Genomic DNA, 25,118 nt, shown 5'->3' on the forward strand with positions numbered 1-25,118 from the left:
GTTCGGATGGATCGTCCCGGGGGGTTCGACGACATCCGCGCGCTGCTCGTCTCGCACATCGACAACGCCGGCATCTCGCGAGGGAAGGTGCTGCCGCACCGGCGGCTGCTCTCGGCGAGCACGCACGGTGTGACGATCTCGAACAGCGCCGGATTCCTGTTCTCGGTCGACGACCACCTCAACGCGACGGCTGCCCTCGACCCCGTCGTGGGCGACCTGCGCGGCATCGCCGACCTCTCGTCGACCGCGATGCTCGACGCCGAGTCGGGGCTCGCGTGGGCGCCCGCCGACCTGTACGCGCTCGACGGCATGGTGCACCCCACGTGCACCCGTTCGGCGTTGCGTCGAGTGGTCGACGACGCGCTCGCCGAGCGTCTCGAGTTCACGGTCGGGATCGAGCTCGAGTGCACGGTGTTCCGCGACGCGCCGCACGTGAGCGATCCGGCATCGCTCGAGCCCGCGACATCCGGGCCCGCGTACTCGACCCGCGCACTGCTCGAAGTCGAGGCGTTCGCGATGGCCGCGCTTGACGCGCTCGAGTCGGCGGGCGTGACGGTCGAGCAGATGCACCCCGAGTTCGGCGCCGGCCAGCTCGAGTTCGCCTTCGCGCCGCGCGACCCGGTGCGAGCGGTCGACGACTTCGCGCTCGCGCGCATCGTGCTCATCAGGGTTGCGCGGGCACACGGCGTGCGGGTCTCGTTCGCTCCGGTTCCGATCGTGGGCGGGTCGACGAACGGATGCCACGTGCACGTGTCTGCGGTGCGCGACGGGCGCAACGTGTTCGCCGAAGCGGAGCCATCGGGCGCGGAACCATCGGGTCAGCACGGGCTGGCGCACGACGGCGACCGCATGATCGCGGGCATCCTCAACCGGCTCGACGAGGGCGTCGCGCTGCTGGGCGGCAGCGTGCTCTCGTTCACCCGGTTGCGCCCGCACGCATGGGCGGGCTCCGATATCTGCTGGGGGCCGGCGAACCGCGAGGCGGCCATCCGGTTCGTGGGTGGCCAGGCCGGCCACGGTACCGAGCAGGCCAACATCGAGGTCAAGCCGGTGGATGGGGCGGCGAATCCGTATCTCGCCGTGGCCGCGATCCTCGCGGCGGCCCTCGACGGGGTCGCCCGCGACCTGACGTCGCCGGAACCCGTGCACGTCGACCCGAGCACCCTGACGGACGAGCAACGCGAGGCCGCCGGCATCCGTTCCCTGCCTACTGACCTCGGCTCGGCGCTGCACCGCCTCGAGTCGAGCGGGTTCTACCGCGGCGTGTTCGGCGACGTGCTGCTCGATGCCTACCTCGCGACTCGGCGGCACGAGTGGGAGGCGTACGGCGAGATGCCGCCCGAGGCGGTCGCCGACATCGTGCGCTGGCGGTACTGAGCGCTCAGCGCTCGATGAACGTGTGACCGTAGAGCGCTTCGGCGTTGCGCCAGGCGATGAGCTCGGCGACACGGATCGCCTCGTCGACCGGCCAGCCGCGATCGGCGACGTAGGCCGCCAGCACACCTGCCGTGGCGTCGCGCCACGTGCGTGCGCCGAGCAGCACACGCTCGGGCACCCCCCACGCGTCGGTCGAGAACAGCACCTTCGAGAACGGTGCGAGGTCGAGGGTCTCGCGCACGAGGGTGTCGGCGTTCGCGCCGACCTGGGCGAGCGCGAGCCCCGCGTCGAGGTACACGTGCGGGTAGAGGTGCGCGAGCATGCCGGCCTCGCGCACGTACGGGTAGCAGTGCAGCAGCGCGAGCCGTCCGCCGGTGTGCTGCGTGGCGGCGATGAACGGCTGCAGCAGGAATGGGTCGGCACGATCGAGCCGCAGGTCGGGGTCGCCGAAGCCGACGTGCATCTGCAGCACGGCTCCGCGCTCCATCGCCCACCACGCGAGATGGGCGATGATCACGCGGTCGGTGAGGCGAGCGGATGCCCCGGGGTCGCCGGCTCCCCGGCCCGCCGCCGTCGCCGTACCTGGGCTGGCGCTCGCCGCGAACCAGGCCGTCGCCGCATCCGTCAGCTCGGAGGTCGTGGGCTTCGTGGCAGGCAGCGCGAGCCCGCCCCGGTAGGCGGCGATGGTCTTGAACCCGACCGCGCTCGCCGCGGCGTGCTCGAGCGCGGTCGAGAGGCGCTCGATGAAGTCCATGCCCGATACGGCATGCGTCATGACCGACTCGGCGAGCGCCTCGAGCCGCACGATGCGATGCGTGCGCGCGCCGGCGCCCGCGCCGGCGACCCGCTCGAACTCGGCGTCGGGCATCAGGCGCTCGGGTGCGTGTCCGTCGTCGATGAGGTAGGTGCGGATGCCCGAGGCCTGAAGGAGCCTGCGGGTGGCCTCGTCGAACCCGAGCCGCTCGCGGGCGGCCAGGTATTCGGCGCCATCCGCGAACGCCGCAAGGCCCAGCGCCGGGGCGCAGTGACGGCGGAGCGCGAAGCCGAGCTGGCTGTCGAACACGGCGGCGCGGTCGGTAGCGTGCTCGGCCTGCGTGAGCGCGTCGAGCAGGTCGCCCTCGGTGAGCGGTGGGCGCAGCAGGCTGTGCGCGTGATGGTCGACGAGCGGCATCGCGTCGATGGCATGGGCGAGCTCGGCGTGCGCTGGTTCGGCGTGCGCGGTCATGCGGCGATTCTCTCGTGCGTCGGCGCGATCGACGAGGGTCGGATTGGATGTCCGGTGGATGCGATCCCTCGCATCGGCGTCGGCCGCTACCATTCGAGCGTGCGCACCGCCGGAGTTGATCTCGCCGCAGACACGAAGAAGACGGCCGTCGCCGTCATTCGGTGGGAGCTGGGGCGAGCCACCGTCGAGCGGGTCGAGCTCGGGGCATCCGACGCGCTCATCGTGGACGTCGCAGCGAACGTCGACGTTATCGGCATCGACTGCGCGTTCGGGTGGCCCGACGACTTCGTGGAGTTCGTGAGCCGCCACGCGCAGGGCGCCCGAGTCGACCTGTCACGCGACAACGGGATGGACTGGCGCCGGCGCCTCGCATACCGCGAGACCGACCGGTTTGTGCTGCGTCGCACGGGCCGCAGCCCGTTGAGCGTCGCAACCGATCGGTTGGGCCTCACCGCCATGCACTGCGCGGCATTGCTCGACGCGTTGGCCGGGCGGATCGGCCCGATCTCGCGGAGTGGCTCTGGTCGCGTGGTCGAGGTCTACCCGGGTGCCGCGTTGCGCCTCTGGGCGCTGAGCCGGCCGAGGTACAAGATCGACGCGGAAGTGCGGGCACGCCTGGTCGCAGACTTCGAGGACCTCGTGCCGTGGCTCGATATCGGGTCGTTCGGGCTTGCGATGATCCAGTCGGATGACGCGTTCGATGCGGTCTTCGCCGCGTTGGTCGCTCGCGCGCACGCGATCGAGGGGACGTTTCCAGTGCCGCCGGCAGTTCGCGAGCAGGCTGACCGCGAAGGATGGATCGCGCTTCCGTCGGTCGCGCTCGAAGCGCTTGTTGACCGCTGATCACGATCGTCGGCACGGTGTGCCGCTGCGGCGCGTTGGTGAAAGTCATGCTCGGCTTCGAACGGGTGATCGTGCCGATGACCTAGCTCGAGCTGCAGACCCGCGAGGACGACGTCGAGGCGCAGCCGTAGCGGGTCCTTCCCGTGCCCCGGAGTGGTGCTTGCGATGATCGTAAGCACATGTCCCCCCTTCTCGTTCGCAGGAGACAGCCCGTCGAACCGCAATCGATGGCGGCTAGCTGCCGCGGCGACGGGATGCCCAAGATCGTTGGACGGTCCGAGCCCGCCACACGCCGGCGATGATTCGAGAACTGTCGGGGGTGGTCCGTACGCTTCAATACATGACCAAACCGACGATGATCGACCTGTTTGCTGGCTGCGGCGGCATGACCGTGGGCTTTGCCCACGAGGGATTTGAACCGATCATGGCGGTCGAGTGGGACAAGTCCGCGGCTGCGACTTACGCCGCCAATTTTGGCGAGAGTCATGTTTATGCTGGCGACATTGCCGAAGTCAGCGACGACGACATCCCGTCCGCTGATGTAATCATCGGCGGGCCCCCATGCCAGGGATTCTCCAACCTCGGCCTGAAGCGCCTGGATGACCCGAGGAACCAGTTGTGGCGCGAGTACATGCGGTTCATCACTAAGGCAAGACCCAAGGTGTTCGTCATTGAGAATGTCGACCGATTCAGCAAGTCGCCGGAGTTTCAGATGCTGCTCGCTGAGGTTAATCACGGCTTGCTTCAGGAATATGAGATCAGCTACGGAGTCTTGAACGCGGCTGATTACGGGGTGAGCCAGCGCCGACGGCGCACAATCGTAATCGGTTCTCGGATCGGACTGATCAAGCTTCCGCAACCTACACATGACAAGAACCCGCAGCCGGGGACGGGCTTGTTGCGGTGGCGGACTGTGCGCGATGCAATCTATGGGCTGCCTGAACGGCCCGGCTCGACTGAGCTTCCCGAAGTCAGCACAGAGTATTTCGGCGAGCGAATGCAGGGTCCATTCACCGGTCTCGACATTCACTTCCGACGCGATCCTCGCCCGTTGTCGCTCGCGCGGTACGACGCTGTCCCACCCGGGGGCGGCCGGTTCAACATCCCGGAAGAACTTCTGCCGCGGTGTTGGCGGGAGAAGCCGACCGGTACGACCGATGTGATGGGGCGGATGCGGTGGGATGCGCCCTCATTGACTATCAGGACCGAGTTCTTCAAGCCCGAGAAGGGCGCGTACCTCCATCCGCAGTGGGAACCTACCGAGAGTCGTAGGGTGAACCGCGTCATCACGCACTACGAGGCGAGTCTCATCCAAGACTTCCCGAAGGACTACCGATGGGTCGGGACAAAAGTGGCGATCGCGAAGCAGATCGGTAACGCGGTACCCGCTGGACTCGCCGGTGCGATCGCCCGCCACATCAGACCGGCCATCGAGGCTGCGGCGGAAGCGCGACTTTCGACGGTGCCCGTGGTTGATTCGGACGACAGGCTGATCGCGTGAGTCCAATGGAAGGCTTATCGTTTGACGACTCTGCAGCGAGCGCGGACCAGGACTCACGTGCACGTGCGATCCGCCGGAAGCGGAACACTTTCCGAGAGCACCCGCGGCCGAAAGAACCAATGGGAAAGGTGCCGAAAGGTTGGGAACTGGAACGTGAGCTGCGACAGGAAGTACCGGACGAGCTCGCTCCGTTCGTGCGCTGGTTCTACAGCAAGGATGCCGCCAGAGAGAGAATTCGTTGGGCCCTTCGCGACTCGCTCGACGAGTTGCTCGATGGTCAGCGAACCGGCCGTTGGGCCTACCAGCATCTCTCTAAGACCGAAAAGACCCATCTCGGCACCGCGGTCGAAGTAAATCTGACAAAGGAGTTCGAGTTCGCGAATGGTGTGTGGCTGGACTGGCAGATTGATGGAATCGACATCGATTGCAAGTTCTCGAAGGATCTCGGTGGGTGGGAGATTCCGATGGAGATGTATCGCTGCGATGCGCATGGCGAACAACAGGGCAAGGCTGATCATCCCGCACTCCTCACTTGGCTGAACGACGACAGGAGCCAGTGGGCCGCTGGCCTGATCTCAGTCACAGACTCGCGGCTTCGGTGGCGTCACAAGAAAGACACTGGTGAATCGGTCCGGGCGTACAACCGCGACAACAAGCGTCGCTTCGAAAACGGCACCGCCGTCGATATCTACTGGCTGTGGGGCGGGCTCCAGGTGGACCTTCCGCGGAATCTGCTGTTGCATCTGAATCCGGAGTCGCGTGATCGCATCTTTGGGTTCTCGACCGGGCAGGATCGAGTCAACCAGCTATTCCGTGAGGTGCAGGAGCAGATCGTTGGGCGGCAAACGGTGCTGACGGTGGCACAACAGGACGATGCTCCAAAGAGAGCTCGCGATGCTCGAATTCACCTCCGCTCCGAGGGCATCCTCATCCTGGGGCACGAGCGCTCACACGCACGGGTGGCGGCTGCACTAGGGATGCCGACTCCTTCAAAGGGTGAGTGGATCGCAGTCCGGGTCACCCCGGTCGCGGCCGACAGCCCACGGGCCAGGTTCGTCTTGGACGGCAAACACTGGGCGGCGGCTTTTGAGGCCGAACCGCCGTCGTCTGCCCCGATTCTGCCTAGGTCTGCAGATGGAGTGAAGCTTGCTTCAATGGTCGGTTCGGTCTAGCCGGCGGAGTTCCCGCAGCCACACTCGCCTCGCATGCGAGGGCGGTGGCCGGTCGAGCCTCGGTCTGGTCTAAGCGGGGCGACGTCGGTACTTGTGCCCCCAAAGGCCACCGCCTCTTGATTCGTGCCCATCGTGCGCCGTTTCAAGTCCACGACCGCCAGCACGCGAACGCACGCGGCGTCCGCGGCCTCGTGCTCCCAGATCCTTAGAACCGTCCAGCCATCCGACTCGAGGAGCCGCGTGGTCTCCTCATCACGGGTTCGGTTCCGCTCAAGCTTAGGCACCCAGTAGTCGGCATTTGTCTTGGGAATCGTCCCGTGCACCGGGCACGAATGCCAAAAGCACCCGTCGACGAAGACCGCGATCCGCAGCTTCGTGAAGACAATATCCGCACGGCGCCGTCTATCCAGGCCGGGGGCATAGTCGACCCGATACCTGCAGCCGGCCGCATGAAGGAGCTGCCGTAGGGCGAGCTCGGGACTCGTGTCCCGTCGGCGGTTCGACCGCATCGAACGAGCCACGCCCTCAGAACTTGCCCAAGATGCTTCCGGACGTCGCGTCGTCGCCATGTCGGTGCCTATGCTCCGCCTGTCACCGCGATTGCCGCTTCGTCAAGCCTTGCCGGTGCGAGGACGGACCACTTGATCAGCTCTCGCCCAGTCGATGTTGCGGACTTCGGGGGAGCGAATGAGAGGAGCGGCACCAGGTTTTCGAGCACAGGCGAGGACGCCTTCGCGTCATCGGGCCTGTCATCCACGAGGTAGGTGAGAAGGACGCCGCGTCCGGTGGCTCCGGGGAGCCCTTCAACGTCGAGTCCCCGAGCGATCGGCTCCAGCGCGCGTGCGTGCTTTCTGTCGGAACCCATGAAGTCGATGCGAGGATCCGGCCGCCGACGACGGGTAACAATCGGTCCGATCTCCTCGCCCAAATGATCGATGGTGATACCGGTCTTGGACGGCTGATGGCGTGCCACGAGCCACTCCCGGACCCGGCCGTCGCTGGTCGCAGCATGCAGGAACGCGAGGAATGGAGTGATGACATCGCTATACCCAGGATGCCATTTGTACTCGGTGAGGATATCGATGAGCTCGTTCCCAGGGATCAGCCCCGCTCGGAACCGCTGAGTCCCGCTGGCGCCGTCGTCCATGGTGAAGGGAAGCAGCAGCTCGTGAGTGGCGACGCGGTTTAGCGGGATACCGACGTCGAGCATGTTCGTACCCGCCGCCGCATCCGAACGAGACGGCGGGCTGAACAGGTCGCGGAACCCTGCCCCGGGCGCCTTCGCGACGATGACCGCGTTCCACATCTTGTTCCTGGCGGTGGGCTTCAGCCAGGGAAGATGCTGGCTTACGAGAGGCGGGATCTGGCGAGGTTCGAGGAACGGCATGCCGTGCTCGTCGAATCCCTCATACTGTTCGAGTTCGCTACGGAATGCTTCTTCGTCCATTAGGAGCGCTTCGAAAGCCTCATAGAGGTCGACGTCCACGTCGCGTCGGATGTAGAGCCGGACGAGATCCTGATAACCAGGCCGAAAGCCGAACCAGCGTCCCGCCTGCATCAAGGTGTCCGCCTGACCTGCCTTCCGACGGAAATACGATACGGTCAGCCCCTCGACCGTGAAGCCGCGGCTGAGCTGAGTGCCACCGATGAGGATGCGCCAGACCTGATCGGCCTCGAAGTCCAGTTTCTTTTGTTGGGCCTTGATCTGCGCATCGGAATTCACGATCAGAATGGGGTCGCCGTCGATTGTTATCTGTGCGAGTGCCTGCCCGATGTGGGGCCGAAGTTCGTCGAAGTCCGCTGGCAAAGCCGCACCGTTCGCGCGAGCAAGCATGACCGGATGGAAGTCCTCTTCGTACAGGTGCTTCAGACGGGCAAGACCTTCGGTCGAGTTGAATCGGGAGCTGTGCCAGAGCGCGCGGACGTGATCTGCGGTCGCCTCGTGCTCAGCAGTCTTGACCGACTCGTGCACCAGCATTGTGTGGTGCCGGTAAGACCTCGCTCCGCGGGCCTCGCGGAACTTCTTAATGGCGCCGGAGAGAACCCACGCATCCAACGCCTCTTGGAGCTCGCTTTCGCGCCTTCCCGTTTCGGAGTCCGCATCTCCGACGAGCGCACGGACATGGGCTCTTTCGTTCGAGTTAGCGAAGTCTTGGGGTTCGTCATCCCATTGTCGGCCGATGTCGTGGAACTCGCGCACGCCCATGTACCCGGGCGGGCGTTGCAAGGAAACGACGAAGTCAGAGGGAAAGAGGTCGCTCTCGTCGTCGGGGTCGACGAACACGTTCGCAAACGGAGTCGCCGTGTAACCGACGTACTGAGCGCGAGGGCAGAGGCCGAGAATCTCTGTGATGAGTCGATTGATCGTCGTGCGCTCGCGGCTCTCCGCTGAGTTCTTGCGCCACTTCGTCGGATTCGTGGTGTCGACCGACGCCTGGTCCGACTCGTCGTCAATGATGAGAACCGGCAGCTGTGCCAGGTCCCCCTTGTGCGGTTTGAGATCAGCGATGAGCTTTTCGAGCGATCCCTTGTTCTTCTTGATGACGGCCACATACGCGTCTGAGTTGAACAGGTTGGCGGGATCGTTCAGCGGCTTCTGTTTGTCCGCGCGGTAAAAACGGAGCTTCGTGAGACCTTGAGGAAGACGCTTGTAGTCGCTTCTGTATGTCGTCACGCGATCGATGTGAGGGACACCGGGCTGCTCGAGCATCGCGCCGTGCCTTACGAACTTACCATCCTGCCAATCACTGTCCGACTGATAGTCGAGCTCCTTTGCAACCACCGGATCCGATGGGTCGAGGCCGCGCAGGATGTTCTCGCGCCCGATCAGCTCCATGTCCATTCGTCGCTGTGTCTGCGCGCGCAGGATCTCGATCGTGCCTGTGAGAACGATCACGAGACGGTAGCCGGCATCGATCGCTTTGGCGGCCACCCCTGTGAAATTGGCCGTCTTTCCGCTCTGCACGTAGCCGACGACGAGTCCCTTAGTCTGCTTCGCCTCGTCCCTCGTGGGATCGCTCAGACGTTCAACGACATCCGTTGTCGCAACGTCGAGTGACGAGATCGCGGACGGCGACCACTTCTTGATGTCGCGCAAGTACGCCTCGTAGTGGTCCCAATACATGTTTGACCTGTGCTTGCGAGCTTCGGTGTACCACGGCTGGAACTGTTTGGAGATGACCACGGTGGAGTCGGTGAACACCGGGAACTGTTCGGTGAATGCGTCCCGCAGCGGCTGGGAGAACTCCAATGCGTCGTAGATCTGCTCCCGCCGAAGGGCAGAACGCGGAGCCGCGGCGAACGGAGAATTTGCTTCGGCGTCCCACTTTCCGAATGAGATCCGCGCTTGCGTGCGTGCAGGGTCGTTCGCATCAGCGCTACTGATGAAGCTGATGAAATCGTCATCCGTGATCTCGGCATCACCGAGCGACGAGAGCAGCCGGCTAAGCGGCTTCGGCTGCTGGTTGCCGAGGGCGTGGAACGCGATTCGAATCGTGTCAGCCCAATCAGGCCGTCCGGGATCGACGCTTGTCATTGTTCGCTCCATATGGTGAATCCTGTGAACGGATCCGGCAGCTGGCAGGGAATTCGGTCTGTGAGGTCAACTCGGTACGACACATCGACGACTTGCCCCAGGTGCGGAATGACCTCGGATAGGCGGCTGCTCGTGATCGCAGGGAAGTCATCGTCGACTATGTATGCGAGCGGTGCTGATCGGATGCTCCACGGTGAATCATGCAGATCTGCGTCAAAGTCGGCCCAGCCGAGCTTCGACAGTTTCGCATCAAGGACACTTCGGGCAGTGCCAGCGGAAGCCCTTACTCCTGCGATCACCTCTGGAAGTGTCCGGCCGGTGCCTGGAGAGCTCCGTGTCAGCTGGACGGAGAGAAGAACAAGCGGAACGCCATGCTGCGGTGCGAGCTGATCAACGCCGTGAATGACATGCACCCGGCGCTCGCTCGCTGTGGTCTTCACCTCGACGTGCACGTCGTCCAGCGCGAAGTCGTGCTCCTCTGCCAGAGGACCGTGCCAAGCATCGATGGCGGGCGACGCGCCGAGCGCACCGATCGTGAACTCGAGGAACAACAACTCGCCCAGCAGACCGACTTCCCGCTCGACTGGGAGAGGTGACCGAAATACTGCCAAATCCCGGTAGTGCGCGACCGCTCTCGCCACGGCATCTCCTAGCGGAAGCCTCTCCTGCTGGAGCTGTGCGGCGATTGCGGCGAGGAAACCATAGCCGATCAGGAGCCCACCCTCATCCACCCGCACAGTGATCTCGGCAATGTCCTCACCACCCATCGCGAATGCGTGGAAGTCAACGTTCCGGAGTGCGGCGAGATTTGGCTCCGGCGTTTGATAAGCGGTGCGAAGGTGAAGAGTCCCATTATGCGGGTCGATCTGAAGTGAGCAAGCCGGGGAGCCCGGCAGAGGAACTTCGATGGGAGCAGCGCCAGCCCAGAGGGCGCTCAGAGTCTCCGGTGCCAGCTGTTCCTCGCCCTCACCGTCGATCATCGTGCAGCAGTACCCGAGCTATCGCCGCGCATGCGGTCTTCAGCGACGACGGCTGCTCCGAGCAGACTTTTCCAGAGCGCGATATCGTCCTTGTCGCGGCTGCCGAGCTGCTTGCCCTCAAAAATGTGGTGACTCAGCAAATAGAGGAGCGTCTTAACCACTGGGGCATCGTTGAGGCTTCCTCCCTGGGGGGCGAACAGCGCGCGATATCGTGAGTTCAACCACACTGTTCTCGCCGGATAGTCAACATCGAAGAACTCGCCGATAGGCATCGTCTTCCATTTCAGGTCGACCGAATCGCCGTCGATAAGCGGCAACTCACTTCCGACCCGCTTGCGCACGCCGGGCGGCAGGCCCTTATCAGGACGGATGGCAGGCTTACGTCCCCGGTTCCGCTTGGTCGCCTCGGCGTAGGTCGATTCAGCATCCTGCAGGAATTCGATGAAGGTCGTGCCGTCGATCGCGGTTGCGCCAGAGATCGCGTCGTGGAAGGACGGCTCGAACTTCATGCCGCTCTTCTCCGGATTCATTGTGAGGAAAGTGCCGAGCGCCCCGTCATCATCGATCAAGACTCTCGCGAGCTGGCGTGCAGGAGCTTCGTGCGCGGCGTCCGACCATCCACCGGCCTGCAGAAGTCGATCATGACGGTAGATGTAGAAGCCCTGGAACTTCTCGCCGGTCTTGCTGCCGATTCGGAAGCCTGTGACGTCTGCTTTCGCAGGCCAGATATGACAACTCATCTCGACGGTGTGGTTGGCACCGCTCGCCATGAGCTTCTTCGGATAGCGGGGGTTGCCCGAACTCGCATAGCTAAACGGGTCGATCGGCAGCACAGGGATCCCTGGCGCCTCGAGAGCTACATCGAGTTCATCGACCAGTACGTCTAGCTCGAGGCGCCCATCGGCGAGAAGGCGGTGAAAGGTGACGCCGAGATGCGCGCGAAGCGCATCGGATCGCGCACTGAGCCAGTTGCGGGCTTCGGAGGAGCTCGACCCACGGTAGGCGTTCCGGATCCCGTTCCAGACGACAGTCGTCCCGCGCTCCGAACCGAGGATGGTGAGCCGGGCTTGCGCGCGTTCGCGCGCTCGCGCGCTCGCTAGAACCTCGCAAGAGAAATCCTTCGAGAAGTCGGCGCGTCGAATGCGACGTCCGACAGGATCTCCCTCTTCCTGTGCGGACCAGACAGTGAGGATGTCGCTGTGGCCGAACGAAGCTGCCTTGAGTCCCATCCCGAAATGGCCGAGATCGCCGGGCTGGTAGTCCCGCTGGTACCCGATCGTCATCGCAGCGTCGACTCGAGCGGTGTCCATGCCCCGTCCGTCGTCGAGAACCTCAACTTCAGTCAGTCGGTCATCACTGGTCAAGAGACGGACGGAAACGCGCCGTGCACCGGCATCGATACTGTTATCGACGAGATCGGCGATGGCTGATTCGAGCGTGTGATTTGTGCCGAGGCTATTGACCAGACCAGCATCAGGAGCGAGACGGATGACGTCGACGATGTCCTCAGCGGAAGTGCTGTCTTCTGCCAGCGGTGCCCCTTCCGCGACCAGAACCGGGGGAGATTCATACTGACGCGACAGCGCATCGGAGGTCGGGGCGATCGTTTCCGTCATGGTGCTCCAGTGAATAAGTGCCGCTGATGCCAGTTGGGCCTGGGACTCGGGTCGGCCCCTCGTGAGTCTATCGATCCGCCTCTGACACCGGATCCCTCGGTTCCCGACGTCCGCGAGCCTCTCAGGACGCTCGACATCGAGAGAGATGTCACGACGTTGAGCGAGCTGAACGGATGCGCTCGAGCCGGGCGCATTCGCTCTGCGGAAGGCGCTCGCGTCGGTGGCCGCACTGATGCGGCCCACAGCTTCGGGGAGTCGACTTCCCAGAGGGGCGGGGCGGCATCCTCGACCCTGCCGGCGAAGCGAGGGGGCGACATGATCGACATGTTCATCAAGATCGGCGCGATCAAGGGTGAGAGCAAGGACGCGAGGCATCGCGACGAGATCGACGTGCTGAGTTGGGCTTGGGGCGAGTCGCAGTCGGCCGCCTCGGGTGGAGGTGGCGGCGGCGGGGCGGGCAAGGTGACGATGCAGGACTTCTCGTTCACGCACCTGCTCGATGCGGCAACGCCCCATCTCATGAAGGCCTCCGCGTCGGGCACGCACATTCCCGAGGCGGTCTTCTCGGCGCGAAAGGCCGGGTCCGATCAGCAGGACTTCCTCGTGATCAAGCTGCAGGACGTCATGGTCACGGCAGTGTCGACAGGCGGATCGGAGGACGGCAGCGGGTTCGGCGAGACCGTGGCTCTGAGCTTCACGAAGATCCGCATCGAGTACCGTCGGCAGAACGCCGACGGCTCGGCGATGGCGGCGTCGGTGTTCGAGTGGGACGTGCGCGCGAACAAGAACATCTGAGCTGCCGAAGCAGTTCTCTCACCATGGGCTCGGGGCACGCACGGATGCGGCACTCGCGACGCCCGCGCAGAATGCACGCGTAACCATCGGGAATGGCCGGCCGCCCGCGCGCGGCGCCTGCACGTGCACGCACGACCGCCATGCGGAACGGAAGCGAGCAGAGATCATGGGACTCATCGACGGCAAGGAACCGAAGCCGATCGCAACGCCCGACGTGCAGCCGCGCGTCGTGGTGAAGGTGACCGACGAGGCGCGACGTGAGCGCGGGCTGCGCGACATCCCGCCGCATCAGCGCGCCGGTGAGCAGGAAGACGACATCGGCGTCGCCCTCATCGAGGCCACCGCGTATCTCGGCGACGTGATCGCCGACTTCCAGAAGCGGGTCGCTGGCGAGGCGCACCTCGACTCGCTCGTCGGCGACGATGAGCGACGCAGCCTCGGGCGGGGCAGGCGGGCTCGGTTCGACGGATACGCGGCGATCACGGTGCCGGATGCGGCATCCGCCGAACAGCTCGTCAAGGAGCTGAATGCGCGCGACGACGTCGAGACCGCCTACGTCGAGGGCGGGCCGACGCCGCCGCCCGGCCCGCCGCCGGTGAACGCGGGCGACGACCCGCGCAATACGAACCAGGGGTACCTCGACGCTGCGCCCGGGGGCATCGACGCGCGGTGGGCGTGGGGCGCCGCCGATGGGGCGGGCATCGGATTCGTCGACCTCGAGCAGGGTTGGACCCTGAACCACGAAGACCTCACCGCGGCGGGGGTCACGATCATCTCGGGTGTGAGCCAGGCCTACCACGGGCACGGCACGGCGGTGCTCGGCGAGGTCGTCGCGACCGACAACACGCGCGGCGGCGTCGGCATCGCGCCCGGGGCATCCGCCCGGGTGGTGTCGCAGTACCGCACGACGTTCACCTACAGCACCTCAGCAGCGATCATCTCGGCGGCCGATGCCATGTCGCCGGGTGACGTGATGCTGCTCGAGGCGCAGACCACGGCGGGCGGATCGTCGACGACGTACCTGCCCGTCGAAGTCGAGCAGGCCGTGTTCGACGCCATCCGCGACGCCGTCGACGCCGGCATCGTGGTCGTCGAGGCAGCGGGCAACGGCGGCAACGACCTGGATGACTGGACCGACGCCCAGGGCCGGCATCTCCTGCGCATCGGCGACCCCGACTACCGCGACTCCGGGGCGATCATGGTCGGCGCCGCGACGTCCACCCACCCGCATTCGCGCTTGGGATTCTCGAATCATGGCAGCCGCATCGATTGCTTCGCGTGGGGGCAGAACGTCGACACGACGGGCGACGGATGGACCGGCACATCGACCACTCAGTACACCGGGGTGTTCGGCGGCACGTCGAGTGCGAGCCCGATCGTCACGGGCGCCGCGGTGCTGCTGCAGAGCTGGCGGCGGGCGCGCAAGGGGTTCCCGCTCGGACCCGAGGCAGTGCGGTCGTGGCTGCGGTCGGGCATCAACACGCCGAGCGCCGATCCCGCGACCGATCGCATCGGGGTGATGCCGAACCTGCGGGCGATCTTCGAGGCGATCGGGCGCAACGACCGGTTCGGGCGCATCGGCGACCGCTACGTGGCCTGGGTGTACATCCTGTTCGGCGTCATCGACGATGCGCCTGGTGTCGTGTGGGTGCCGGGGAAGGGGCCGGTGCCGGTCGATCCTGAATGGCGGGATGCCGCGATCCGCGGCCGTCGCGAGTTGGTCGCGGCGATCGCGCGGGAGGCGCGCAAGTCCGACGGGCGGCTGACGGCGAAGCAACTGGATCGGATCGCGAGCGTGGCGTTCAAGGCGTTCAAGGCGTTCGTCGGGTGAGGGTCGGGCCGGACACGACGCGCGTCAGGGCCGCATCGTGGGCCGCAGCGACGCCCCTCCAGTCGGCGCGCTGCGGCCCGACGGAATCGGCGCCGGCATGATGCGCTCGCCCGTGTCCGAGTCGATGGTGTCGGCGAGATACCACCGCGACAGCCGGACTTTGAGCCTGCGCGCGAGCGTGAGCCTGCCGCGGTCGTCGGGTCGCAGCACGAGCACGAGGCGCGGCTCGGGGCGCGTCATCCGTGCCCGCTGGTCCTCGCCGACCTGCCGGTGCACCTCGACGTACTCGCCGCCGGGCAGGCGCACGATGCGTCCGGTCTCGAAGCCGTGCGAGAGCACGTCGCGGTCGCGCCGTTGCAGCCCCAGGCACACGCGCCGCGCCACCGCGAAGCCGATGACCGGCCCCGCCAGGAGCAGCACCTGCAGCGTCGCGATGACGCCCTCGATCGTCACGCTGAACTGCGTCGCGATCAGGTCGGCGCTGCCGGCGGCCCACAGGGTGCCGTAGAAGACGATGCCGGCGACGCCGATCCCGGTGCGGGTGGCGGCGTCGCGCGGGCGCTCGAGCAGGTGGTGGTCGCGGTGGTCGCCCGTCGACCACTCCTCGACGAAGGGGTACACCGCGACCACCACGAAGAATGCCGTCACGACCGCGAGCGGCACCAGGATCGCGAGCGTCCACGTGCGGTCGAAGAGCACGAACTCCCAACCGGGCGGCACGAGCCGCAGCGCCCCGTCGAGGAACCCGGTGTACCAGTCGGGCTGGCTGCCCGCTCCCGCGTCGCCCGGCGAGGCGGGACCGTACAGCCAGATCGGGTTGATCGTCACGGTCGCCGAAACGACGAGCAGCACGCCCGTCACGATCAGCAGCAGCCCGCCGGCGCGCGCCGCGGCGGTCGGCAGGAGCGGTACGCCGACGACGTTCGACGGCGTGCGCCCGCGCCCGGGGAACTGCGCCGGCCCGACCCGCCACGCCACCAGCCCGCGCAACGCGATGAGCCCGAAAAGCGTCACCGGTGCGATGAGCACGTGCAGCGGGTACAGCCGCGCGATGATCTCGCCCGGGAACGGTCCACCGAAGAGCAGCGACGCGACCCACGTGCCCACGACCGGGATGCCCAGCGCGACGCCCTCCGTGATGCGCAGGCCCGTGCCGGAGAGCATGTCGTCGGGCAGCGCGTAGCCGCTCCATCCGCCGGCCAGGGCCGCGACGAAGATGAGGAACAGCAGCACCCACGTGCCGCGCCGCGGCCGCCGGAACCCGCCCGTGAAGAACGTGGTGAGCAGCTGCATGATGATCGACGCCGGCAGCAGCAGCGCCGCCCAGTGGTGCGCCTGCCGCATGAGCAGCCCGCCGGGTATGTCGAACGTGATCCGCATCGTCGAGGCGAACGCCTTCGACACCTCGGCGCCGTGCAGGGGCGCGTACCCGCCGTCGTACGTCGTCGGGTCACCCGACGGCGTGTAGAAGAACATGAGCCACAGGCCGGTGACGGTGAGCACCACCAGGCAGGCGAGCGTCACGACGCCGAACAGGTTCGTCCAGTGCGTGGGCACCGGCCGCCGGCGCAGGTCGCCGAGGATGTCGCGAACCCGCCGGCCGAAGATGGTGAGATCGGCGACGGATGCCGCGAGCCGGTCGGTGACCGACGGCCGACGGTCGCGACCCGGCCCCGCGCCGGTGCCGGTGCGGGCGCGGGGGTGCTCGGCGGTGGGGTTGACGTTCGTGCGCATCGGGGCTCCTCACGAGTGGTCTCACCCATACGACGGCGCAGGACGCCCGTTTGTGACATCCCGCCACGCCCCGAGCTTCTCGGGGTTCCGCATGACCCACACATCGGCGACGCTGCCCGCGACCACATGCAGGTTCACGACCCCGGTCACCACGCCTTCGCGGAGGAGCACGAACCCCGCGCCACCCGTCGTCGCCCGCGGCTCGACCCGGTCGCCCGGGTACTTCGCGAGCAAGCCGAGGATGAACCGTGCGACGCCGTCGGCGCCGAACACCGGCTTGCGGGCCGCCGACACGAGCCCGCCGCCATCCGTCCGCAGGGTGACGTCGGGGTCGAGCACGCGGGTGAGGGCCGCGAGGTCACCCGCCTGAGCGGCGGCCGCGAACGCGGCGACGACGGCGTCGTGCTCGCTCCGCGAGACGCGCCGCGAGCGCTCGGCGGCGACACGGCGCCGCGCGGATGTCGCGAGCTGACGAATCGCGGCGGGGGAGCGGCCGACGATTTCGGCGATCTCGGGGAACGGCACGGCGAACACGTCGTGCAGCACGAACGACACCCGCTCGGGCGGGGTCATCGACTCGAGCACGACGAGCAGCGCACTGCTCACGGCCTCGTCGAGGGTGACCCGGTCAAGGGGATCGGGCGCGACACCGGTCGATGAGGTCACCGAGCCGCCGGCGTCACCGGCTGAGGCGGTTGCTGCCGCAGCGCCGGATGTCCCGCCCCCCGACGGCCCGCCGCGCGAAGTAGCCCGCCGGCAGCGGCTCGGGCAGCCACGGGCCCACGTACCGCTCGCGGCGCGCCCGCGCGGTGCCGAGCAGGTCGAGGCACACGCGGCCGGCGACGCGGGTCAGCCAGCCGGCGGGGTTCGCGATCGCGGCGCGCTCGGCATCCGACATCCGGTACCAGCGCGCGTAGGTCTCCTGCACGGCGTCCTCTGCCTCGCCGGTCGTGCCGAGCATGCGGTACGCCAGCGCGAGCAGCCGGCGGCGCTCGTCGATCACGTCCGCGAGGTCGTCGGGGCCGGCCTTCTCGGGTCTTTCGTGCGCGGCCTCCGCGGCCGTCGGGGCCCCAGCAGTGTCATCCGTCATCGCAGCTCCCCTTCTCCAAGCATGACGACATCGCGGCCCGAATCGTGAGGTTTCGCGAGCGGCCTCACACATCGCCGCGCCGCGTCGTCAGGACGGGCATGAGCAGAATCCACTCGGCCGCACTCGCACTGTCGGCGGCCATCGCGTTCTTCGTCGGCGGCTGGGCGGCGTTCGCGCCCCGCTCGTTCTACGACTCCTTCCCGGGCGTGCTCGGCGCTCCCGCCACCGAGGAGGCGACCCGATGAGGATCGCCATCGCCGGCGCGACCGGACGCGTCGGGCGACACGTCGTCGCCGCGGCGGAGGCGCGCGGGCACGACATCCTGCCGCTCACCCGCCGGGCCGGGAACGACCTCGAGCGCGGCACCGGACCGGCGGGAACCCCGCTCGCCGCCGCGCTCGACGGGGTCGACGCGGTGATCGACGTGACGAGCGTCACCACGACGTCAGCGGGCCGCTCGCGGGCGTTCTTCACCGCGGTGACCGAGCACCTGCTGTGCGCCGAGCGCGCCGCCGGTGTCGGTCACCATGTCGCGCTCTCGATCGTCGGCATCGACGGCGTGGACGCGTCGTACTTCGCGGGCAAGCTCGTGCAGGAACGCCTCGTCGAGGCGGGCCCGGTGCCGCACACGATCCTGCGCGCGACGCAGTTCCACGAGTTCGCAGAGCAGATGACGGCGCGCACGTCGATCGGCCGGCTGCTCACCGCGATCCCGGTCGTGCGGATGCGCCCGGTCGCGGCGCGCGACGTGGGTGCGCGGCTCGTCGAGCTCGCCGAGGCCGGGCCGGCCGGTCGTGCGCGCGACCTCACGGGTCCGCGCGACGAGCGACTCGCCGCCCTGGTGCAGCAGATGTTCGCGCACGACGGTCTCGGACGGCTGGTCGTCGAGTTCCCGCTGCCAGGAGCGTACGGGCGCGCGTCGGCTTCGGGCGTGCTCCGCGGAGGCGACGACGCGACGCGAGCGGCGATCACCTTCGACGAGTGGCTGCGGTCGGCCGACCACACGTCGGTGCGGCCGCGGGCAGTTGCGGATGTCGCGGCGTGACGAGTGGATCGCGCGGACTCCGTGAGTCTGGCGACCGCGGCCCGATTCTCCTACCGGTGCAGGTGCGCCGGCTCGCCGGTGGCGCCCGCGATGTCCTTCTCGGTCGTGTGCAGCAGTCGCTCGGCGAGGTTGCGCAGCGCGCGTGAGACCGCGAGCTCGTCGCCGATCTCGGGCACGCTCGGGTCGAGCGGGTTGCGCTGTGCGTGGCCGACGCCGGTCACATCGTGACCCGCGGGCGTGCGCAGGCTGACGTGCGCCAGCGTGGTGTCGTCTTGTTCGTCGATCTCGACGGTGATGCTCCACTGCTTCGTCGCGTTCATGGAACTCGCCACCCTCCCCGGTCTGGTTCCTAGTCCAAGGGTAGCGACCTGCTGCGAGTGCGGCGAGGGGTCGGATGTCGCAACCCGACGCCGCGCGCGAGTCAGCGCGGTGGGACCACCGAGGTGCTCGGGACGTCAGCGCTCGTCGTCGCTCGAGACCCAGGGGCCGCCCCAGCCGGATGCCGCGCGACGCGCCGCATTGCGACCGTCTTCGTCGGCGCGTGAGGGACCGGGCAGCACGTCCTCGCCCTCGATCCGCTGCATCTCCTCGTAGCCCAGCTCGGCCTCGTCTTTGTCGCGTCGAGTCATGGCGGCGCTCCCTCCCCGGGTGGAACACGAGCAATCTTCGCTCCTTCCATTCTCGCCGGTCGCGTTGTCGGCGTCGACCTCCGGCGATCGGATGTCCCGCCGAGAGGCCGATCCGGAGCGCTGACGCGCCCGTGGGCTGGCGAAGGTGTACCACCTCTGTGCGCGGTGGTACACTCGACGCATGCCGACCACGCGACCGCGGTTCCAGGTGACCGAGACGCCCGAGGTCGAGCGCGCGCTGAAGGTCGCCGAGGCGGCCTGGCCCGATGCGACTCGCGCCGAGCGCGTCGTGCGCCTGCTGGCGGCCGGGGCCGACGCACTCGAGCACAGTGCCGTCGAGCAGCGGGCGCGCCGCATCGCGGCGGTCATGCAAACGGCCGGACTCCTCGATGAGGCGTACGAGCCCGGATATCTCGAGCGCCTGCGTGAGGAGTGGCGCGAGTGATCGTGCTCGATGCGAGCGTCGTGATCGCGCACCTTGCTGCCGGCGACGCCCATCATGCGCGAGCGACCGAGTTCTTCCGCGAGCATGCCGGCGACGAGTTCGTCGTGCACACCCTGACGCTCACCGAGATCCTCGTCGGGCCGATGCGCGTCGGGCGCGGTGCAGATGCCACGAGGGCCCTCGCGTCGCTCGGCATCGGCGAGTGGGCGCCCCCTGCCGGCAGTGCTGCGCGGCTCGCGCAGCTGCGGGTCGACTCGGGGTTGAAGTTGCCCGACTGCTGCGTGCTCGATGTCGCCGTCGAGTCGCGGCATCCGCTCGCGACGTTCGATGCACGCCTCGCGGAGGCAGCAGTCGCACTGGGTGTTCCGGTCGTCGCCGGCTGAACCGCGAGCGTGCTAGTGCCGGAGTGCCGGAGTGCCGGAGTGCCGAAGTGCCGAAGTGCCGGAGTGCCGGACCTGTGCGGGGCCAACTCGTCCTCCACAGCGGGCGCCGATCGCGGGTACACCACAGGGCGCCTGAGCACCTCCGGCGAGGCTGCCGGCGCCGCGTACCTTCGCGTCATGCCCCGTGAATCCTCGATCGCCATCCGACGCACACGTGCGGGTGCCGCAGCGATACTGCTCGTCAGCCTGTTCCTCACGGGATGCGTCCCGCCGTCGGGCCCGCCGCTGAACCCGCCGGCCGCGCCGTCGAACCCTCCCACCGCAGCACTCAGTGAAGCGGTCGACGGCGACCCCGACGACGGCTTGACCGTCACCGGCGGTGGTCGCGGTGACGAGCGGCCGTACCCCGAACTCACCGGCGGCGTCTTCGCCGACGACGAAGACGCGCTCGCCGCAGCGGTGGCGACGCTCGAGTCGTACACCGACGAGTACCAGTCGATCACCCGTGCCGGGGATCCGTACGGCGGCGATCTGGGCGACATCGTCACTCCGGCGATGGATGACCAGGTCCGCGCTCACCTCGCCGCCGAACTTCGCGGGCCCACACCGGTCGAAGTGCGAGTCGATGTGGACGAGGCGTTCGTTCTGCGACGCATCGAAGACTCCGCCAGCGCGCGCGTGCACTTCGCCTACTGCCGTGAGGACACGGCGGTCGACGGCACCGACCGCAGCGTGCGGCGCGAGTTCGCGGCATCCGCGGTCTCGCGACCTGACGACCCGCGCCACCTGCGGATCGAAGCGATCGTGGATTGGATGGGTGAGCCGTTCTGCTGACCTTCCTCGAGCCGCGGTGGTACCCTCTGAGCATGCGTGGCACTTACACCGTCACGGTGGGAAACAAGGGTCGGGTCGTCCTGCCCACCGCCATTCGCGCCCGCCGCAATTGGGCAGAGGGCACCACGCTCATCGCGATCGACACCCCCACGGGCATCGTGCTGACCTCGCGCGACGAGGCCGAACGGCTGCTTCGCGATCAGCTTGCCGGCACCGACGTCGTCACCGAGTTGCTCGACGAACGCCGCGCGGCCGCGCGCGACGAACTCGGCTCGTGACCGTCTTCGACGCCTCCGCCCTGCTCGCGTACCTTCGCGACGAGCCGGGGGCCTCACTGGTTCGCGAACGACTGCTGCAGGGCGGGGCATGCGCCGCGGCGAACTGGTCGGAAGTCGCCCAGAAGGTGCTCGCGGCCGGCGCCGACTGGGCACTCGCCCGGGGACTGCTGTTGAGCTACCCGCTCACGGTCGAACCGGTCACGATCGACGACGCCGAGCGTGCCGCCGAGCTCTGGGATGCCGCGACCGGGCTCTCGCTCGCCGACCGTCTCTGCCTGGCACTCGCCGAGCGCCGTGACACCACGGCGCTGACCACCGACGCGGCCTGGCGGGTCGAACCCCGCGCCGAGCTGATCCGCTGAGAACCTCGCCGCGCGAGCGCCCGTGCCCTAGCATCGCCTCATGCCTGAACGCTTCGCGACCGTCGATGAGTTCCTCGCCGCGCAACCGCCGCAGCGCCGTGCCGACGTGGAGTCGCTGCGCGCGCTCGTGCACGAGGCCGAGCCGTCGCTGACCGAGATCGTCAAGTGGAACTCGCCCGACTACACGCTCGACGGCGTCGACCGGCTCACGATCAACGCGGCCGGAACAGGCCCCGTGCGGCTCATCCTGCACTTCGGCACCGAGCGCGCCGAAGACAAGGGCGCTGCGCCGACGTTCGCAGGTGACCCCGACGGCCTGCTCACGTGGCACTCGAACATCCGGGCGAGCCTCGCGCTGCCCGACGCGGCGAAGCTCGCGGGCGAGCGCGACGCGATCGTCTCGGTCATCCGAGCCTGGCTGGCCGAGGCGTAGCGCCGAACGGCCCTGCGACGTCTACACGACGATCGCGACCGCGACCCCGTCCCACCCCTTCGATCCGACGGTCTGCAACGCCGTGGCATCCACTCGCGGATCGGATCCCAGCAACTCGAGCCCGCGCTGGGCTCCGATCACCATCGCGTCGTCGGTGCTCGCATCGGCGACCTCGCCCATGCGAACCACGTTGTCGACGACGATCACCGTGCCCGGCCGGCCGAGACGGATGGCCCAGTCGATGTAGATCGTGTTCGATTCCTTGTCGGCGTCGATGAACACCAGGTCGAACGGCTCGTCGCCGCGCTCGGCGAGGAGCGGCAGGCTGTCGGCCGCACGCCCGACGACGATCTCGACCTTCTCGGAGACGCCCGCGCGCTCGAGGTTGGCGCGGGCGATGGCGGCGTGGTGCGGTTCGAGTTCGAGGGTCACGACACGTCCGTCGTGCGGGATGCCGCGGGCGAGCCAGATCGTCGAGAAGCCGCCGAGCGTGCCCACCTCGAGCACGCGCCGCGCGCCCGACATGCGTGCGAGCAGGTGCAGCAGCTTGCCCGACAGGGGCGTGACTTCGATCGCGGGAAGGCCCGCGGCGATGGAATCGGCCACGGCGCCGCTCAGCGTCGGGTCGTCGTCGATCAGGGTCGTCGCGAGATACCGGTCGACACGCCGCCAGTTCTCGGGGGTGGAGTCCGCCATGCCGCCAGCCTGATCGCGGTGCGGCCGTGCGTCAATGCCTACGTACGTGCCCCACGGCCGTGCGTCAGTGCCGTGTGGAGGTCCGATACCCGCCACCGAACTCCACGCGCCGGCGCGGCAGGCGGGCGATGATGGAGTCATGACCCGCCGCCACGCGACCCTCACGAGGGCGCTCGGCGAGCTGCTCGTCGTCGCTGACGGCGGCGCGCTGTCGGGCATCTACTTTCCGGCGCACTGGCACCCGCCGGCCGCCGACACCATCGGCGTCGAGGTCGACGCTCGCGGCGACGCGCTCATCACCCGGTTCGGCGAGCAGCTCGCCGAGTACCTCGACGGCACGCGCACCACGTTCGACCTGCCGCTGGCTCCCACCGGCGACGAGTTCCAGCAGGCGGTGTGGGCGATGCTGCGGGACATCCGATTCGGTGAGACGACGACGTACGGCACGCTCGCCGCGCGGCTCGGCGATCGCAACCTCGCCCGGCGCGTCGGCGGTGCGGTCGGCCGCAACCCGCTGAGCATCGTCGTGCCGTGCCACCGCGTCGTCGGCGCCGACGGATCGCTCACCGGGTACGCCGGCGGTCTCGAGCGCAAGCGGCTGCTGCTCGAGCTCGAAGGGGCGGCCGTCGTCGCGCAGGCGCGCCTGTTCTGATCGGGATGTCGCGTCGCGCGTGGTGCTCGAGGGCGACGGTGACCGGTCGGGGGTGTTCGAGGTGCGGCCGTTCCAGCTGGTGACGTGCGGTTGTGGCGGGGGTGAGCGGGCGTGCGACTTGTCCTCCACAGGGGCACGCTACGGGAAGTTATTCACAGGCTGACCTGCGATTTCGGGCTCGATTGAATGTCAGTGGGTCGCGGCAGGATGGAGCCATGACCGCAGTCGCCGAAGCACTCGAGCAGGTTCGCTCGATGCTCCTCGAGGTGCTGCGGTTCGACGATCCGGCGGGGTGGTCCGACGACGAGCTGCTCGCCGCCACGGCGTCGATCGAGGCGGTGGGGCGAGTCATCGACGCGCACCGGGCCGCGTGTGCCGGCGAGATCGACGAGCGCTCCCGCGCCGAGCTGGGCAGTGAACGGCTTTCAGCGCGGCGCGGTTGCCGGTCGGCATCCGAACTCCTCGAGCGGGTGACCCAGGTCTCGGGTGCTGAGGCGCGGCGGCGCATCACCTTGGGGGCGGCGACCCGCGCCCGTGTGGGCTTCACCGGCGAACCGCTCGACGCCGAGTTCCCGGGCGTCGCCGCCGCCCTCGCGGCCGGCGTGCTCGGGGCCGACCCCGCGAGCACGATCGTGCGCGAACTCGATCGGCCCCGGCGCATCGCCGACCCCGTCAAGTTCGCGGCGGCCGAACACGAACTCGTCGCTGCGGCGACCGGCGACGGCGGCGTCGCGGGTGCCAGCACGGTTCGGTGTGCCGCCGACGAGGTGCGGGTACAGGCGCAGGCGTGGGCCGCGTTCCTCGATCAAGACGGTCCCGAGCCCGACGACGATCGCGCCATGCTGCGCCGCGGCGTACGACTCGGACGTGCGCGCGACGGGCTCATCCCGATCCGGGGTGACCTGATGCCCGAAGTCGCGGCCGGACTCACACGGCTGTTCGACGCACACCTCTCGCCGAGGTCGAGCACCGGGTTCGTGACCGACGAAGAGGCCGCGCACTTCGACATCTCCGGTGAGCAGCGCACGAGCGACCAGCAATGCCACGACGTGCTGGCGGCGGTCATCGAGACCGCCGCGAGGTCGGGCGAGCATCCGAGCATCGGCGGTGCCGCTCCCACCGTGATCGTGAGCGTGCGCGCGTCCGACCTCGCCGCCGGTCGCGGGGCGGGCCACGCCGACGGGGTCGAGATCCCGGTGTCGCTCAGGGCCGTGCGTCAGTTGATGTGCACCGGCGGCACGCAGCGGGTCGTCTTCGACGATCGCGGTCGAATCATCGAGCTCGGTTCGCAAGAGCGCTGCTTCACGCCGCAGCAGCGGCGCGCGATCACGCTTCGCGATGGCGGATGTCTCATCCCCGGCTGCTCCGTGCCCGCATCGTGGTGCGAGATCCACCATGTCATCCCCGACGTCGACGGTGGGCCGACCCACCCAGACAACGGCGTGCTGCTGTGCTGGTTCCACCACCGCTCCATCGACACGTCGGGGTGGGGCATCCGCATGCAGCGCGGGGTGCCGCAGATCCGCCCACCCGTCTGGCTCGACCCGGGCGGCGGGTGGCGCGACTCGACGAAGTCGCCGACGAGGGTGGCAGACCGGCTCGAGCGAAGATCGGGGTCGGCTGCGTGACCTGGCGTGGTTGTGACCTGCGGTGGTGAGGGGC

27 protein-coding genes are annotated in these 25,118 nt (G+C 67.9%); 16 read left to right on the forward strand and 11 right to left on the reverse strand.

What is annotated here, in order from left to right:
• Positions 1-6 precede the first annotated feature (6 nt).
• Positions 7-1,377: a type I glutamate--ammonia ligase gene (locus tag LQ757_RS04000; protein ID WP_231045904.1), complete on the forward strand. Its 1,371-nt coding sequence runs from the start codon at positions 7-9 to the stop codon at positions 1,375-1,377.
• Positions 1,378-1,381: 4 nt separating this feature from the next.
• On the opposite strand, the gene LQ757_RS04005 is transcribed toward LQ757_RS04000, so the two are convergent.
• Positions 1,382-2,602 carry an amidohydrolase family protein gene (locus LQ757_RS04005; RefSeq protein WP_231045905.1) on the reverse strand — a complete coding sequence of 407 codons (1,221 nt, stop codon included), beginning with the start codon at positions 2,600-2,602 and terminating at the stop codon, positions 1,382-1,384.
• A gap of 54 nt (positions 2,603-2,656) precedes the next feature.
• Between LQ757_RS04005 and LQ757_RS04010 the strand changes: the two genes are divergently transcribed.
• The 3 genes from LQ757_RS04010 to LQ757_RS04020 all read left to right on the forward strand — a co-directional run bounded on the left by LQ757_RS04010 (position 2,657) and on the right by LQ757_RS04020 (position 6,118).
• Entirely contained in the window at positions 2,657-3,445 is a 789-nt protein-coding gene (locus LQ757_RS04010) for a DUF429 domain-containing protein (protein ID WP_231045906.1), read from the forward strand.
• A gap of 340 nt (positions 3,446-3,785) precedes the next feature.
• Positions 3,786-4,946: a DNA cytosine methyltransferase gene (locus LQ757_RS04015; protein ID WP_231045907.1), complete on the forward strand. Its 1,161-nt coding sequence runs from the start codon at positions 3,786-3,788 to the stop codon at positions 4,944-4,946.
• Between the two features lie 119 nt (positions 4,947-5,065).
• A complete protein-coding gene (locus LQ757_RS04020; RefSeq protein WP_231045908.1) occupies positions 5,066-6,118 on the forward strand; it encodes a NaeI family type II restriction endonuclease in 1,053 nt (350 codons plus the stop codon).
• Here the strand turns inward: LQ757_RS04020 and LQ757_RS04025 are convergent.
• From LQ757_RS04025 to LQ757_RS04040, 4 genes are read right to left on the reverse strand one after another with little or no spacing between them, the layout of a single operon-like run.
• A complete protein-coding gene (locus tag LQ757_RS04025; protein ID WP_308195557.1) occupies positions 6,115-6,687 on the reverse strand; it encodes a very short patch repair endonuclease in 573 nt (190 codons plus the stop codon). The two genes, LQ757_RS04020 and LQ757_RS04025, sit on opposite strands and share 4 nt — an antisense overlap.
• Before the next feature lie 8 nt (positions 6,688-6,695).
• Complete coding sequence (locus LQ757_RS04030) at positions 6,696-9,653, reverse strand: Z1 domain-containing protein (protein ID WP_231045909.1); 2,958 nt, start codon at positions 9,651-9,653, stop codon at positions 6,696-6,698.
• Positions 9,650-10,633 (reverse strand): PD-(D/E)XK motif protein, encoded by a 984-nt coding sequence (locus LQ757_RS04035; protein WP_231045910.1) that lies wholly within the window; start codon positions 10,631-10,633, stop codon positions 9,650-9,652. The genes LQ757_RS04030 and LQ757_RS04035 overlap by 4 nt, the downstream gene beginning before the upstream one ends.
• Positions 10,630-12,249, reverse strand: a complete 1,620-nt coding sequence (locus tag LQ757_RS04040) for an ATP-binding protein (protein ID WP_231045911.1) — start codon at positions 12,247-12,249, stop codon at positions 10,630-10,632. The genes LQ757_RS04035 and LQ757_RS04040 overlap by 4 nt, the downstream gene beginning before the upstream one ends.
• A gap of 315 nt (positions 12,250-12,564) precedes the next feature.
• Between LQ757_RS04040 and LQ757_RS04045 the strand changes: the two genes are divergently transcribed.
• Together LQ757_RS04045 and LQ757_RS04050 are read left to right on the forward strand one after the other, a co-directional pair.
• Positions 12,565-13,044: an Hcp family type VI secretion system effector gene (locus LQ757_RS04045; RefSeq protein WP_231045912.1), complete on the forward strand. Its 480-nt coding sequence runs from the start codon at positions 12,565-12,567 to the stop codon at positions 13,042-13,044.
• A gap of 166 nt (positions 13,045-13,210) precedes the next feature.
• A complete protein-coding gene (locus LQ757_RS04050; RefSeq protein WP_231045913.1) occupies positions 13,211-14,875 on the forward strand; it encodes a S8 family peptidase in 1,665 nt (554 codons plus the stop codon).
• Positions 14,876-14,899: 24 nt separating this feature from the next.
• Here the strand turns inward: LQ757_RS04050 and qcrB are convergent, their stop codons facing one another.
• From qcrB to LQ757_RS19515, 3 genes are read right to left on the reverse strand one after another with little or no spacing between them, the layout of a single operon-like run.
• On the reverse strand, positions 14,900-16,609 hold the full coding sequence (gene qcrB, locus LQ757_RS04055) for a cytochrome bc1 complex cytochrome b subunit (protein WP_231045914.1): 1,710 nt from the start codon (positions 16,607-16,609) through the stop codon (positions 14,900-14,902).
• 21 nt (positions 16,610-16,630) lie between these two features.
• Positions 16,631-17,275, reverse strand: a complete 645-nt coding sequence (locus LQ757_RS04060; protein ID WP_372459620.1) for a sigma factor-like helix-turn-helix DNA-binding protein — start codon at positions 17,273-17,275, stop codon at positions 16,631-16,633.
• A 13-nt stretch (positions 17,276-17,288) separates the two neighbouring features.
• Positions 17,289-17,699: a sigma factor gene (locus tag LQ757_RS19515; RefSeq protein ID WP_372459621.1), complete on the reverse strand. Its 411-nt coding sequence runs from the start codon at positions 17,697-17,699 to the stop codon at positions 17,289-17,291.
• Between the two features lie 98 nt (positions 17,700-17,797).
• Between LQ757_RS19515 and LQ757_RS04065 the strand changes: the two genes are divergently transcribed.
• Together LQ757_RS04065 and LQ757_RS04070 are read left to right on the forward strand one after the other, a co-directional pair.
• Positions 17,798-17,944 carry a hypothetical protein gene (locus LQ757_RS04065; protein WP_231045915.1) on the forward strand — a complete coding sequence of 49 codons (147 nt, stop codon included), beginning with the start codon at positions 17,798-17,800 and terminating at the stop codon, positions 17,942-17,944.
• Positions 17,941-18,744 carry an SDR family oxidoreductase gene (locus LQ757_RS04070; protein ID WP_231045916.1) on the forward strand — a complete coding sequence of 268 codons (804 nt, stop codon included), beginning with the start codon at positions 17,941-17,943 and terminating at the stop codon, positions 18,742-18,744. The genes LQ757_RS04065 and LQ757_RS04070 overlap by 4 nt, the downstream gene beginning before the upstream one ends.
• Positions 18,745-18,794: 50 nt before the next feature.
• Here LQ757_RS04070 and LQ757_RS04075 read toward each other — a convergent pair whose 3' ends face one another.
• Positions 18,795-19,064, reverse strand: a complete 270-nt coding sequence (locus tag LQ757_RS04075) for a DUF1876 domain-containing protein (RefSeq protein ID WP_231045917.1) — start codon at positions 19,062-19,064, stop codon at positions 18,795-18,797.
• A gap of 135 nt (positions 19,065-19,199) precedes the next feature.
• Positions 19,200-19,373: a hypothetical protein gene (locus LQ757_RS04080; protein ID WP_231045918.1), complete on the reverse strand. Its 174-nt coding sequence runs from the start codon at positions 19,371-19,373 to the stop codon at positions 19,200-19,202.
• Between the two features lie 181 nt (positions 19,374-19,554).
• On the opposite strand from LQ757_RS04080, the gene LQ757_RS04085 reads away from it, so the two are divergent.
• The 6 genes from LQ757_RS04085 to LQ757_RS04110 all read left to right on the forward strand — a co-directional run bounded on the left by LQ757_RS04085 (position 19,555) and on the right by LQ757_RS04110 (position 22,108).
• On the forward strand, positions 19,555-19,818 hold the full coding sequence (locus LQ757_RS04085) for a hypothetical protein (RefSeq protein ID WP_231045919.1): 264 nt from the start codon (positions 19,555-19,557) through the stop codon (positions 19,816-19,818).
• On the forward strand, positions 19,815-20,201 hold the full coding sequence (locus LQ757_RS04090) for a type II toxin-antitoxin system VapC family toxin (RefSeq protein ID WP_231045920.1): 387 nt from the start codon (positions 19,815-19,817) through the stop codon (positions 20,199-20,201). The genes LQ757_RS04085 and LQ757_RS04090 overlap by 4 nt, the downstream gene beginning before the upstream one ends.
• Positions 20,202-20,378: 177 nt before the next feature.
• A complete protein-coding gene (locus LQ757_RS04095; RefSeq protein WP_231045921.1) occupies positions 20,379-21,035 on the forward strand; it encodes a hypothetical protein in 657 nt (218 codons plus the stop codon).
• Positions 21,036-21,067: 32 nt separating this feature from the next.
• Positions 21,068-21,313: an AbrB/MazE/SpoVT family DNA-binding domain-containing protein gene (locus tag LQ757_RS04100; RefSeq protein ID WP_231045922.1), complete on the forward strand. Its 246-nt coding sequence runs from the start codon at positions 21,068-21,070 to the stop codon at positions 21,311-21,313.
• Positions 21,310-21,675 (forward strand): PIN domain-containing protein, encoded by a 366-nt coding sequence (locus LQ757_RS04105; protein WP_231045923.1) that lies wholly within the window; start codon positions 21,310-21,312, stop codon positions 21,673-21,675. Before LQ757_RS04100 ends, LQ757_RS04105 begins: the two co-directional genes overlap by 4 nt.
• Positions 21,676-21,715: 40 nt before the next feature.
• Positions 21,716-22,108, forward strand: coding sequence for a DUF1801 domain-containing protein (locus LQ757_RS04110; RefSeq protein ID WP_231045924.1), 393 nt, complete (start codon positions 21,716-21,718; stop codon positions 22,106-22,108).
• Positions 22,109-22,129: 21 nt separating this feature from the next.
• On the opposite strand, the gene LQ757_RS04115 is transcribed toward LQ757_RS04110, so the two are convergent.
• Positions 22,130-22,804, reverse strand: a complete 675-nt coding sequence (locus LQ757_RS04115) for an O-methyltransferase (RefSeq protein ID WP_231045925.1) — start codon at positions 22,802-22,804, stop codon at positions 22,130-22,132.
• A gap of 139 nt (positions 22,805-22,943) precedes the next feature.
• On the opposite strand from LQ757_RS04115, the gene LQ757_RS04120 reads away from it, so the two are divergent.
• Entirely contained in the window at positions 22,944-23,456 is a 513-nt protein-coding gene (locus LQ757_RS04120; RefSeq protein WP_231045926.1) for a methylated-DNA--[protein]-cysteine S-methyltransferase, read from the forward strand.
• Positions 23,457-23,671: 215 nt separating this feature from the next.
• Positions 23,672-25,084 carry an HNH endonuclease signature motif containing protein gene (locus tag LQ757_RS04125; RefSeq protein ID WP_231045927.1) on the forward strand — a complete coding sequence of 471 codons (1,413 nt, stop codon included), beginning with the start codon at positions 23,672-23,674 and terminating at the stop codon, positions 25,082-25,084.
• Positions 25,085-25,118: the final 34 nt, after the last annotated feature.

The sequence above is a fragment of the Agromyces cavernae genome, assembly GCF_021044935.1.
GTDB lineage: Bacteria > Actinomycetota > Actinomycetes > Actinomycetales > Microbacteriaceae > Agromyces > Agromyces cavernae.